This is a genomic window from Haloarcula sp. MBLA0163 (assembly GCF_055632435.1).
Map to the genome: position 1 here is coordinate 1,139,185 of NZ_CM145745.1, position 11,994 is coordinate 1,151,178.

At 55.5% G+C, this 11,994-nt stretch carries 11 protein-coding genes; 3 read left to right on the forward strand and 8 right to left on the reverse strand.

Annotation, left to right across the window (positions count from 1 at the left end):
• Positions 1-586: 586 nt before the first annotated feature.
• The 4 genes from ACV7GQ_RS06055 to ACV7GQ_RS06070 form a co-directional block, all read right to left on the reverse strand.
• Positions 587-1,408: an IS5 family transposase gene (locus ACV7GQ_RS06055; RefSeq protein WP_470310795.1), complete on the reverse strand. Its 822-nt coding sequence runs from the start codon at positions 1,406-1,408 to the stop codon at positions 587-589.
• A gap of 21 nt (positions 1,409-1,429) precedes the next feature.
• Positions 1,430-1,969: a DNA adenine methylase gene (locus ACV7GQ_RS06060; RefSeq protein WP_470312629.1), complete on the reverse strand. Its 540-nt coding sequence runs from the start codon at positions 1,967-1,969 to the stop codon at positions 1,430-1,432.
• Entirely contained in the window at positions 1,970-2,233 is a 264-nt protein-coding gene (locus tag ACV7GQ_RS06065) for a hypothetical protein (RefSeq protein WP_470312630.1), read from the reverse strand.
• 472 nt (positions 2,234-2,705) lie between these two features.
• On the reverse strand, positions 2,706-3,311 hold the full coding sequence (locus tag ACV7GQ_RS06070; RefSeq protein ID WP_470312631.1) for a hypothetical protein: 606 nt from the start codon (positions 3,309-3,311) through the stop codon (positions 2,706-2,708).
• Positions 3,312-3,352: 41 nt separating this feature from the next.
• Between ACV7GQ_RS06070 and ACV7GQ_RS06075 the strand changes: the two genes are divergently transcribed.
• Entirely contained in the window at positions 3,353-5,950 is a 2,598-nt protein-coding gene (locus tag ACV7GQ_RS06075) for a hypothetical protein (RefSeq protein WP_470312632.1), read from the forward strand.
• Between the two features lie 559 nt (positions 5,951-6,509).
• On the opposite strand, the gene ACV7GQ_RS06080 is transcribed toward ACV7GQ_RS06075, so the two are convergent.
• Both ACV7GQ_RS06080 and ACV7GQ_RS06085 read right to left on the reverse strand, forming a co-directional pair.
• Entirely contained in the window at positions 6,510-7,394 is an 885-nt protein-coding gene (locus ACV7GQ_RS06080; protein ID WP_470312633.1) for an IS1595 family transposase, read from the reverse strand.
• Positions 7,395-7,460: 66 nt separating this feature from the next.
• Positions 7,461-8,177, reverse strand: coding sequence for a hypothetical protein (locus tag ACV7GQ_RS06085; RefSeq protein WP_470312634.1), 717 nt, complete (start codon positions 8,175-8,177; stop codon positions 7,461-7,463).
• A gap of 123 nt (positions 8,178-8,300) precedes the next feature.
• On the opposite strand from ACV7GQ_RS06085, the gene ACV7GQ_RS06090 reads away from it, so the two are divergent.
• Entirely contained in the window at positions 8,301-9,200 is a 900-nt protein-coding gene (locus ACV7GQ_RS06090; protein ID WP_470312635.1) for a DpnII family type II restriction endonuclease, read from the forward strand.
• 73 nt (positions 9,201-9,273) lie between these two features.
• The gene (locus ACV7GQ_RS06095) at positions 9,274-10,194 is read left to right on the forward strand and encodes a DNA adenine methylase (RefSeq protein ID WP_470312636.1); all 921 of its coding nucleotides are present in this window, start codon (positions 9,274-9,276) and stop codon (positions 10,192-10,194) included.
• A 74-nt stretch (positions 10,195-10,268) separates the two neighbouring features.
• On the opposite strand, the gene ACV7GQ_RS06100 is transcribed toward ACV7GQ_RS06095, so the two are convergent.
• Both ACV7GQ_RS06100 and ACV7GQ_RS06105 read right to left on the reverse strand, forming a co-directional pair.
• Entirely contained in the window at positions 10,269-11,270 is a 1,002-nt protein-coding gene (locus ACV7GQ_RS06100) for a Cdc6/Cdc18 family protein (RefSeq protein WP_470312637.1), read from the reverse strand.
• A 355-nt stretch (positions 11,271-11,625) separates the two neighbouring features.
• A complete protein-coding gene (locus tag ACV7GQ_RS06105; RefSeq protein WP_470312638.1) occupies positions 11,626-11,835 on the reverse strand; it encodes a hypothetical protein in 210 nt (69 codons plus the stop codon).
• Positions 11,836-11,994 lie beyond the last annotated feature (159 nt).

The following is an 11,994-nucleotide window of genomic DNA, read 5'->3' on the forward strand; positions in this document are numbered from 1 at the left end:
TTGCAGGCTGAGTTACAGCACTCGATGTTCACCGGGAGCCACTCCGTCGACGAATTCTAACAGCTGCAGGATAGCCGCCAATACTGGACTGAGAGTGACATCAAACAGCTGAATATTGTGCTGCAGGTACGGTGCGGTCACTCATCGGTAACAGTGACAACCGTGGCGAGGTCGGTGAAAGAATCGTGTAAACTGGAGGATCGGACGAACGTGGGGCTGGCGGCCAGTCCTCAATCAATCAGGTTTAGCTTCTTCGTTGGCATTGACGTTTAGTAACAGATGCTCTTGAGTTTCGTTCGCTGACCCGCTGGTGCCATTGTTGATATAATTGCGACCATCTCGACAGCGAATTTGATAGTCGTCGGCGCCCTCGGGAAGTTCTTGGTACGAGCAAAGCCATTGCCCATCCAGTGAACCAAGGGTCTCGAGCAATGCCGAGTGGTTTATTTCGCTGGTCGGATAGTAGTCCTCGACTCCTACGTAGGGTGGGTCGAAGTAGAATACCGTATCCTCACCGTCATACTTCGAGACCAACTCCTGCCAATGAAGATTTTGGCTCTGTAGTTTCGGTACACGGCGGTTGATTTCACGGATATCGAACGCTCCGGCGAAGGTTGTAGACGGTGGCTTTCAGCAGCATCTCACGGAACTCCAGCCACCAGCTTCGCGCACGCACGGCAGCGCCGAGCGTGCGCTTGATCGACGAGAAGACGGTTTCTGACATGGATCGCTGGTGGTACCGATCACCGTCTATGCGGGCGTTATGGGCGTGATCGAGCGGGTTCATGATCCTGTGCTTGATCAGCGGTCTGATGCCGTTGTCGCGGAGTTCGTCGCGGAAGGCTTTGGCGTCGTAGCCTCGGTCGGCGGCGAGGCTCCGCAGGTCGCCGGCGTTGCGCCGGGCGACCTGCGGGCCGATCTTCGCATCGTGTTTCTTGCTCGTTGTGGAGTGGATGTCGGTGATGTACAGCGTTTCGACATCCACCAAGGCAGTGACTTTCAGCGCTCGGACGCGGTAGTTCGTGCGGTTAGCGTAGTGGCGGCTGGGCTGATCACGGTCGAAGCCGGTCGAATCGATAGCAGCGTGGCCAGTGCGTTTCTCGGCTGATGCGCCGAGAAACGCACGCCACGTCTTGGTCGGAATACGCTCAAACCACGTGCGGAGAACGGTGTAGTGTGGAAGTCTGGTGAGCCCAATCTCGTCGAGAACGCCGGGCATTTCGGAGAGCAAATCCACGGCGACGCGGTAGGATTTGCCCAGCTCGATACGGAGTGCATGCACGGTGAGCATCGCCCATTCAGCGAACCCGCCACCCCCTTCGGGGTCGGCGGGTTCGTCCGGATTAGCGACAACTGATTTAGCCTTCGCCACCGTAACACGCGTGAAGAGACGGAATTCCGAAGTCACAACACTCCGTCTCTTCGCTTTCTACCGAGATAACGCAGTCGTAGCCCTCGCGTCTAGCGAAACTACAGAGCCAAGATTTTCAATCACGACATCGTCAAACCGCTGTGCAAATTCATGGAGTCGCTTGATCTTGTTCGAGAAACTCTGTGCACGACTGGATACCTTACTCGTCGCGAACCCGTTATAGGAGTCATATCCACTCCCCCACTGTGAATACCGCAAGTAGAAGAACCGACCAGCACGTTCGACGTCGTCGACCGGCCGATACCCACGATAGAACGATTCAGCCCAGTCCGAATGGACAGCTCTGGAATACGGGACATCCGACAACCACTCGACCAATGTCTCGCAGTCCTCCCGCAACACATCGAAAAAGTGCACAAGGTCCTCATCAAGGTCGTTGTACACCTCCACTGTACTCGTCTCGGGATCCTTGTTCGCCAACACACCGGCGGCGCCGCCAAACACTTCCACGAAACATCGATGCTCGGGCACATGTTCCAGGATCCAGGAGGCATGCCGACTCTTCCCGCCTGGGAACGGAAACACGGCGTCGGCCACTCAGGCCACCTCCCCGACGCCGTCGACGGCGAGAATGCCCACGCCATGCAGGGTATCCATGACCCACCCAGGAACCTCCCGGTCGGCAGGCGACAGCACGTCAGCGACACCCGCCTCGTCTACACCGAACGTCCAACACACCGCACCGTCGATTTCGATACGGCCAGCATAGACTGGGTCGGACCGGTAAATTCGGAGCTCGTACTCCTCATCCTCACCCAGCGCTCGCGTCGCAGTTTTGTCCGGCACCTTGCTTCGTGACATACACCGGAACGACTAGACCCCGAACAAAAGCGCTGGTGAGGGGTGGTACACGAAAGTCGAATAGACGCCCCTATCGAGATGGAAATCGGATGCTCAGCGTGGCCAACGCCAGGTAGACGCCATGGCCGAAAGATGCACGAAAGTGAATGAAAGCACCGCTATCTGGCGATGCCGGGAGTGCACGAAAAGCCCGATCTTACACCGTCCCGGCCAATGACCAAAGACTGTATCCAACACACTCGATGTCCGGTAGCAATGACAATCTAAAGACAGTGGGCCCCAGTCAACCAGGATTGCCGTGACCGGTCATGGAACTCGCACGAGAGGTGCACGGACCTGAAACGACGCGCGAATATTGCAAGTATGTTCGAACGGTTCTGTTGACCCCATTCGAAGCTGACAGAATCGCCATGCTGGATCCAGAGGTTCGATTCATCACTTGACATCCGGTTCTAGACGGACAGACAACATGTTACCCAATGATTGTCCCAAGCATCTGAATCACGAACCCAGTAGCGAGCGTGGTGATACCCGTGAGTCGCCAGCGCCGCTCCCACTGCTCAATCGTGGTGTCGAGCGCCCGTTGGACGGCCGTGTAGTCGTAGAAGATAGTCTCGTGCCAGCTGGCCGCCTCGTCATGCTGCACTTCGACATACTCCTGGCGCCAGTCCAGCCGATCTTCATCAGCCCCTTCAGGTGGCTCACCTCTTCGATTGGCGACGATTTTGATCCCTTCTGTCGGATCGCCACCAGGATAGTTGTGTTCAGGCTCGATGTCGGTGAGGAGGTCGGTAAACTCCTGGAAGCCGCTATCGGACCGGCGGAGTGAACCTGACCGGAGATGACTCCGTGCCTCGACGAGGCGACCCGACCTCGGCCAGGGCCAAGAGCAGCGAATATCCGGAACCCAGATTCGGAAGAGACGCACGTCGGGGATGACCAAGTATAGTGCTGCGGCGAGGTCGGTCGTCAGCCCGACGAGTCCGAGCCAAGCCTGCGGTCGGGAGAACGCGATCGATACAAGTTGCATCGGTAAGAGAAGGAGTTCAGACACGACAGCCGAAATTGTGACCATCATCGGAATTTATATTCACCCGATAGGATAAGTGGCACAAAGATATGTCTACCGAGTGGGTCGTTCGGCACGGGAGTCTCCTCGACCCCCCTGCGAAACTCATCGAGAACTTACGAACTAACGGGAACAAAACGGATGTCGCCGACGTGGCCGGCATTCCGATCAAGATTCAGACAATCGATATCACCTACTGTCGTGGGGCGCCACCTGGGAGTAAGCCACCAGAGTGCTACTGTGTGCTGGCTCGTGACGAGTTCGAAGAGTTCCTTGAGCGTTATCCGAATGGAGTGGACGAAAACGATGATGAGGCACTCAAGACCTTACTAACCCGACTCAGAGCATGGAAGCGTGGCCACGCTGCCTCCAAAGCTGGGAGGCAGTACGAACAGCTCTACTCGATGGAGTTCGGATCGTCCTGTCTGCCGCGAAACCCAGACGACGAGCGATCGCAGGAGTTACTCACCGAACTGGAGGAGGAGACACGAGAGCTGGTTACTCGGTCCCCAGATAACTCTGGAGAAGGCAATGCACTGCGCCAGCTTCGAAACCTATCACACCACCTAGTCCGCGAGCACTTTGGCGATGAAATCACGGTATATCGTGGGATGGGATACGATCTCGGGAACATCGCGAACCAGATACTCTCGAATCGGGACCCCAAAGAGTATCGCGTCGACACGCCGGTACTTCTAACGACGTCACTCCACGAGCGAACTGCGAAGGAACACTCGCCGCTGCTGATGAGGGTGAACGTCCAACTCGACGATGTCGCGATGGCTCCCGACCTCTTCACGATCGTCGAGAAAGACGGTGAGTATCGGACCGAGGCGGAAATACAAGTCGAAGGGGACGCCATCTGGAGCGTCGACAGCGATCAGATCGAAGCACATGAAGTCGGCCTCCCGATGCATCAAGTGATCGAGAGCGCCTTCGGTGACGCGGAGAATCCCAAGATCCACGTCGCGATGGCGGGAATCGTAGAGTCGTTGGTGGAGAATCAATCGGGTGACCTCATCGCCAGAGAGGAAGTCAACCTGAACCAGCGTACGAAGCAGCAGCTCCGAGAGTGGGTCGGATACTGTCCAACTCGACTAGAGGGGTATGACACAAACACAAACCGATACTTCGAGAAGGACGTTGTCGACTTCGTCGAGCAAGCCGTCACAGCAGTGTGTGGCGATCACCGCACACGTGCTGTCGCTGACGGTGGTTCGGATTCGACTGACGAGTCGGTACAGCTTGATCTGACTCACCCCGGAGAACTCGAGCAAGAACGAGAGGGCCGCGGAGACAGTTCAATCCGCCTCACTGAACGCGTCGAAAGACATGAGATCCAACGCGTAGCACGGCGTGCGTTCCAGCGTGAGGTAGCCGCCGCGATCAAACAGTGGAACGAGGTCGATGGGATACCTGACGACCGGTATCTGTATCGAAATATCGCCGAGCGTCTACTCGACGGTGATGCCGAGATGGCGTGGCAGAAAGCACGGGCCGAAGCGACGAGTCAAATTGTGGATAACGCGGGCATCGATGCAATCCGAAAATCTCGTGAACGGGCGGCGAAGTCGGTCGCGAATGACAATCAAGAAATCGTCGAACGGGTGCTCGGCGTGGATCATGTTGAACTCCTCGAAGACTATGCTAGAGAATTAGCTGAAGTGACGGCCGAACACCCCAGAGAGTGGATTCCCAGTCCGTCGACTCCAGAGCCGGCTGTAGACCGTAAGAGAATACTGTTCGAGACGCTCAGTGAGCAGTCTCTCCCGTGGCGCGACGTTCACTTAGATGAGACTATCGGTCTACTAGAGAGCGAAACTCCACTGGAGGATATTTACGATTCGCGAGTCTACCGTGTGAGCCGCCGGTTGATGTTTGATGTGGGTATCGAAGTGTTCCGAAACAGTATACCAGGGGATGAATCTGGTCTGGGTGATACCGAGACAACGTCAGCAGACATGGCTTACGCGTCGTCTTCGAACGAGTCGACTGTTCGAGGGAGGAATACCTACCCGGGTGATTCGTCCAACAGGTTACAAGAGTTGATTGATATCGATGAGATTGATCCATTGGACGAGCCGCCCCATCATGGCCCAGAGAGTCGGCACTTAGTGCTATTCTCGGCACGACCTCCATGGAAACACGAGGCGCTGACTGACGTAGTGGCCGATCGAGAGAAACTGACAGAACGCCTGGACTCAGTGGAGTCGGTACCCGGTGCCGCAACCGCTCTCTGGGGCCTCTCAGAGCACAAACGGAAGATTGCGGCCAAACTTCGCCCCGGAGACCTCGCGTTGTTCTATACGGACGAGCACACCTACACGTACTCTGCGGAGGTACTCGGCGTCGAAGTGAATCCAGATCTCCTGGATACTGCCGGCCTCTGTGACATCCAAACTGTGACTGGGGACTCAGAGAATCGAGGCGAGTATCGAGGAGTCCCTAAGAACCACTGTGTCTACGCCGTCTACTTAACTGATGTACGTCAGGTGGCGATCCGGAGTGCAGAACTGCACCGGCGACTCGGCGACAGGATCGACTATCTCAACCACAGTGCTCGACTGATCGAGACGGATCTGCTCCACCCACTCACCGAGCTCTACGGTGACTTACCGACCGTGATTGACGCACTCGACAATCCATGACGGGCTGCCGTCGGTCCCAAAGTGGCATGACAGGTTCGCCGAACATTTCCGTAATGCTGACCCAGCTGAAACGGAACGCACACTCTTCGAGCGAGCGCGCTTGCTCGGCTACCGCGATCTAACCGTACGAACCTATTGTGACTATCTAAGATCTCAATGGAGCACACTAACTAAGGAATCATCGCTGCTGCATCCAGGATTGTATCTGTGAGCTGAGCGCACCAAAGGACTACTTAGTCGACACCTGGTCGAATTGCCGATGATTCACAGGCTAAATTGGTCTTTCTGCAGTGTTTCGTTTGAGACTAATTTTGAACTATGCTCAGGGATATCGTCGACAATGTCGTGATATCTTGAATACACAGATGCATCGACATAGTTCGAAGAAGAGAGAGCAAATGCCGAATCAGGTAGGTTCATGAGTTCCACAAGCGCATTGAACGGTTGCGAACGGCCGTCGAAACCAGGACGTGGATAATTCAGATCTTCCTCGAAGAATATCCAGTACGCAGACGAGAAGATACTTGCTGCATCGCTCATCCGTAGCACATTGTTGATTTCACAGTGTCGCTCGAACAGCGTGCTTGAGAGCATCTCGGCCGGGTTTCCGAAACAGCTCTCGGCGCAGCTGAAACGCTCTGAGATACTGTGTTAGCTTGTCTTTGGAGATTCCTCGGTGGGGCGAGAGCCACCGTCGCACCTGCGACGCGTGGCTCTCGCAGGTGTTGACGTGGACCTCGTCGTCGGCGTATTCGCCGTCGCCGTGGACGACGTATTCGCGGTCGAATGCGTCGTCGTCTTCGAGCGGTTCGTACGCTCGAAAGCCGTCGGTATAGACGGTGAGCGACTCCTGCTGGCGGTCGGCCAGCAGGAGTCGAATCGTCGATTCGTCCGCGGCTTTCGACGGGATCACGTACCGCTGTCCGGTGCCGCGGTCAGCGAGAATGAACACCGGTGGCTTGTCGCCGCTATACGAACCACGCCCGCGCGTGGACAGGCCACGCGAGCGCGACTCCCGGTCGCGCTCGCGGCCTTTCTTCCCCGCAGAAACGTACACTTCGTCGATTTCGACGGGTCCGACAAGATCGAGAGAAGGCGCATCGAGCGCTCTGGCGAAGCGCTCGATGCGCCGGTGCATCGTTTTGTGTGTTACTCCGATTTCGCACTGTAGTTGGCGGAGACTCGTGTTAAACCGGAGGAACGCGTAAATTGAGAACAACCACCGACGGAGCGCAATCTTCGAATGAGCGAAGATTGTGCCGGTCTTGTCGTTGAACGTTCGGTCGCAATTCTTACAGAGATACCGTTGAAACTCTCTGTAGCTGCCGTTTCTGACCGTCCGGTCAGAACGGCAGCGAGGACAGGTAACACCGTCACGCCAGCGAACCTGTTCCAGCAGGTCCGCTGCGACCGATTCCGACCCAAACACATCTAGCGGAATCATTCGTGTCGGGCACCGCTGACGCGGTGCCCTTGTCCTCTTCGACTCCGCAGCTACCGCTCTGCAGTATCAACAATCTTCTACGCAAGAGCGTGCTGCATTTCTACCAGTGGAAGCAGTGCCGATGCTCGGATTCCCGCGGTGTACTTTTTGTGGGTCTGTACCGGTATACACACTTCTCAATCCGCGTTCCAATTGGTCAGCCACTTCGGAGCTACCACTGGCACGTGCTTCCTTGAGTTTCCAAAAGACATCACTGAATAGCTCGTTGTGATTCGGCATATCCTCCTTTCGTCCTATCCCTTGATAGCCCTCTAAGTGAACCTCGAAGTCAAATGGGTGCGGGTACTTCGTGGACCAGATAGCTTTGTCGCCGGGATATAACAGATACAGCTGTTGCCCTCCGCTGAGCGTTGTTATATTGAAGCGTATCTTCTTACCCCCCTCACTGAGTTCAGATAACGGTGGTAGATCTGCTAACTCCCGCTGATACAGGAACGTACAGAGGATACCCAATAGCTGCCTGCTGACTTTAGCAGCGAACTGAGAGTCTGCCTGAATATCATTCTGGGCCATTCTGACAATCTTTCCGACCTGAGAACTCTCTTGCTCAGAGTCGTCAAACCCTGACTCGACAAATTCATTCGTAATTTTTGTCTTGAGTGTAGAGTCTGTCAGCGATGTTGTCCGAAGGAAACGAGCAACCGGCTCCGGAAATTGGTTAACAGACAGTTCCTCAGTTGAATCAACGACGTCTACCATCTCATCTAGCGAAGTGATATTCATACAATATATAAGCTACACTTTCCCGTATGTGCCTGCTACTCCTTCGTAGAAAGACTATGGTGCAAAGCGGGGAATTCTAGCCATGGCCAAAGTGTTATCTGAGTACTTATTTTCTAGCGCTGTGTGTCGATTCGACAACACCAGCCGTCCACCGACGAGTTTGTTGAAGAGTTCCTCCAGAGCACGGTCCCATCGGCTATTCCCAATGACCGGTTCATCGATTGGGAAGGTATCAACGAGGACATCGAGAAGTATGCTGAGCAGATAGAGGCAATCACGCAGCTCGAAGATACTGATAAAGAGACGTTCGTTGCTGGCGTCGCTGACGCATTGATGGCTGCCGATGATACCCGTGAGTGGATCGACTTCTACTTCGAGCTGGTCGGTGAGCGAGGCAATAAATACAGCTCACTGGAGGGGCTCTGGAAATTCTATCCGATTCAGCGGGCAATTGATGACGGAGACCGCCAGAAGGCTGTCGACCTCGCTGGAGTTCTCCACGACGTTGGTCTCCAGTATATTGTTGATCAGGGCAATGTCCGAGACCACTACCGAGGGATGCTCGTCGGAATGGAATCACACGCTCGCAAGAACCGCCAGGGTACCTGTTTCGAGGATCAAGTCGAGAAACGAGTCGCAGCTATTACTGATCAACTGGGCGAGCACGGATTTGACGTAACCTACGACGAAGAATACACGACGGCTTACGACGATGATACCGGTCAGGAGAAGACTGTCGATTTCGCCATCTTCGTCGACGGAGAACTTACCGTTGCGTTCGAGGCGAACTGTTACAAGGTCCAGGGCAGCAAACCATCTGAGATCCGGCGGTCGTATAATCACGTCGCCCAGCGGATGCGTGACGACGACGTCATATTCATTTGGATTACTGACGGGCAGGGATGGTCGTCCATGGAGAACGTCCTTCGTGAATCGTACAACGATATCACGGACGTCTACAACCTCCAGCAGGCCGACGACCAACTTGGCGACGACGTGCTGAACGCTGTCAAGAATCTATAAGCAGACAGCCACACAACACCATCCTTGAACTGTTCGAGACGTTTATCAGGCACGCCGTGGGAAGACTGTAGTAATGGCAGAACCGGTATTAAAATGGGCTGGAGGGAAGCGTCAACTACTCGACGAACTGCACGCACGCTTTCCCGAGGACTATGCCAATTTTCACGAACCATTTTTTGGCGGCGGAGCGCTGTTTTTCGATTTAGAACCCGCTGATGGGAGCATCAACGACACTAACGACCGGCTGATTAATTTCTATCGTCAAGTTCGAGATAACCCCGGTGAATTAATTGACACCCTCGAATCCTTCGAGAGCCCGGAGTCGGACCCGAACCCAAACCTCGATTATCCGGAGACGAGCCATACTGGGCGTGAAATCAAGAACTACTACTACCAACAGCGGGCCCGCTTCAATAAGCGCCCGTATGGTGACGACTTCGATCCGGTCACCGAAGCCGCGTTGCTGATGTATCTAAACAGGACGTGCTACAACGGACTGTACCGTGAGAACAATAGCGGGGGGTACAACGTACCCATCGGGGACATGTCTGACCCTGATTGGGTACAGGCCGACCGAATCTACGCTGCCAGTGAAGTGCTTGATGAGACTGAGATATACAATGAGGATTTCACATATATTGTGGATGTGGCAGAAGCTGGCGACCTCGTGTATTTTGACCCGCCGTACAAACCAATGAGCTCGACGGCGTACTTTACAGACTACAGTGCGGATGGGTTCGACCAGGACGACCAGAAACGGCTCTTAGAGGTCGTCGAACAACTTGCAGAGCGTGACGTCCATCTCATTATCAGCAATAGCGGAGTTATGTATGAGCTGTACGAAGAGGTTGGCCTCTACGTTGAAAAAGAGGGCGCAACGCGTGCCATCAACAGTGATGGGGACAGCCGTGGCGAAGTAGATGAGATAGTCGCAACAACTGTTGACCCAGATAAAAGGGCGACAAAGGGACAGACGTCTCTCGGGCAGTACTAATACCGATAGCAATTTCTTCGACTACGACACCGGCAGCATGATCGGAAAACGCCCCTGCGCAAGTTATTGAGGTATCAGACACCTCCGGTAGTTTCGTACTGCGTCCCGCGAGTGCTACCATCCCTCGTGATAAGCCCATACTGACGCAAACTCCGCAAATAACGCCGGCGTGTCGACCGAGACTTTGGTGACTGAATCTGGGCTTCATACCGCGCATGCAACGTGCCACCATCGACCGAACCGGCGTCGTCGATAACTTGATACAGGAGTCGTTGATGAGTACCGAGCGACCGAATTCGTCGATCACGGATCTCGGCTTCGGCATCATCGACGACGGCATCCACTACATCTATTGTCAACGCCTGCACCTCGCTTTTCTCGACGTGCATTGCGGCCCGCCGAAGGATCGCGATCCCCTCGCGTGCGTTGCCGGCAACGATGTCCGCAATGTGTTCGACTGCACCATCGGCGACCCGTGAGCTTACCAAGCCGTGGACGACACGACCATCAAGGATATCGACGAGCTCAGCATGGCTGTACTTGGCCAACCGAATCCGTTTTCCAGTCTGCATCCGGGAATTCGCCTGCGAACTGAGCGAGGCGAACCATTCGTCTTCGTCGACTGTGATGCAGATGAGCGAGACGCTGGGAATTTCCCACAGTGCGATCAGGGTAGCTTCGTCGAGAACCGCGACTTCGTCTATGATCACGAACAACTGGTCGTCACACTCACGAAGCCGCTGGATTCCTTCTATCCTCGGCGACCCGTTTGTCCGGAGGTCGGCACCGAGCCCCATATCACGGACCAGACGCCGTAATACGGCTGCCGGGGTGTTGTTGGCCATGCAGTTGACGTAGCCCCACCGGATATCCAGTCGCTCGCGTTCGAGCTGGCCTAACGCATACTTCGCGATGGTCGTCTTGCCGGCGCCGCTGGGACCGAAGATACAGACATCGTTTGAGAGGTCGGAACTCGACGACGCCAAGACCGACGACAAGTGATCGAGCTGGCCGCCCCGATGGTGCAAGTCTCGGGGAACGTATTCGTGTTTGAGTGCTCTGGCGTCTGTAATCATGGATGGCGCTGGTCGGGTGGCGAGACGAGAGTCGGACTCCCGTCCGTACGGGCGTCGACGAGCTCGTCGTAGTGGTACGCTTCTCTACACGTGTGGCAGAATACCGATGGCCCATCGCGGTCACGGAGGTCGCTATGGCCGTTTGGACAGCGGATTCGCCAGCCGTCGCCGATACGGCGGGCGATCGCTTCGTACTCGCTGCCCAGTGGCCCGTCACTCGAGTCCATGGCCTACCTGTTCGTGGTCAGCAATCGTCTGGCAACGCGGGCACGCGACGACGCCAGCTAACGAATCAGCGAAGTGGTGGCCACAAGCCCGGCAGCGATAGCGAATCTCGGGCCCACCACGACGGGCCTTACTCATCGCCAGCCTCCGAGATCTTCCGACAGTACTCGGCTGCGGCATCGGCGGCGGTGTTACCGTGACCTTCGATGGCGACGCCACCCTGCGTAGCGAGCCAGTCGCCGTCGTCCTGTTCGTTCAGGATGATGGTCGTCCAGTGTTCGCGATACGTGTGGAGTTCGGCCCGCTCATGGACCGTTTTGTCGTCGTATGTTGCCCCCATACTCAGCTAGAGTGAGGTATTTGTAAAGGGGGTGAGCCATGGGTGCGGGGTGGAAGTGAAAGTGAAGTGATCGTCGCTATCTAATAATTGGTATCCCACCTAAGCTATCGGTAATGACCAGGTTTAGAATTGATCGCATGGGCTCTGCCCAGTCACAAT

What these genes read in the sequence shown, in the direction of transcription:
- ACV7GQ_RS06065 (WP_470312630.1), bottom strand. Translation starts at nt 2,233, where the DNA reads ATGTCACGAAGCAAGGTGCCGGACAAAACTGCGACGCGAGCGCTGGGT.
- ACV7GQ_RS06070 (WP_470312631.1), bottom strand. Translation starts at nt 3,311, where the DNA reads ATGATGGTCACAATTTCGGCTGTCGTGTCTGAACTCCTTCTCTTACCG.
- ACV7GQ_RS06075 (WP_470312632.1), top strand. Translation starts at nt 3,353, where the DNA reads ATGTCTACCGAGTGGGTCGTTCGGCACGGGAGTCTCCTCGACCCCCCT.
- ACV7GQ_RS06080 (WP_470312633.1), bottom strand. Translation starts at nt 7,394, where the DNA reads ATGATTCCGCTAGATGTGTTTGGGTCGGAATCGGTCGCAGCGGACCTG.
- ACV7GQ_RS06085 (WP_470312634.1), bottom strand. Translation starts at nt 8,177, where the DNA reads ATGAATATCACTTCGCTAGATGAGATGGTAGACGTCGTTGATTCAACT.
- ACV7GQ_RS06095 (WP_470312636.1), top strand. Translation starts at nt 9,274, where the DNA reads ATGGCAGAACCGGTATTAAAATGGGCTGGAGGGAAGCGTCAACTACTC.
- ACV7GQ_RS06100 (WP_470312637.1), bottom strand. Translation starts at nt 11,270, where the DNA reads ATGATTACAGACGCCAGAGCACTCAAACACGAATACGTTCCCCGAGAC.
- ACV7GQ_RS06105 (WP_470312638.1), bottom strand. Translation starts at nt 11,835, where the DNA reads ATGGGGGCAACATACGACGACAAAACGGTCCATGAGCGGGCCGAACTC.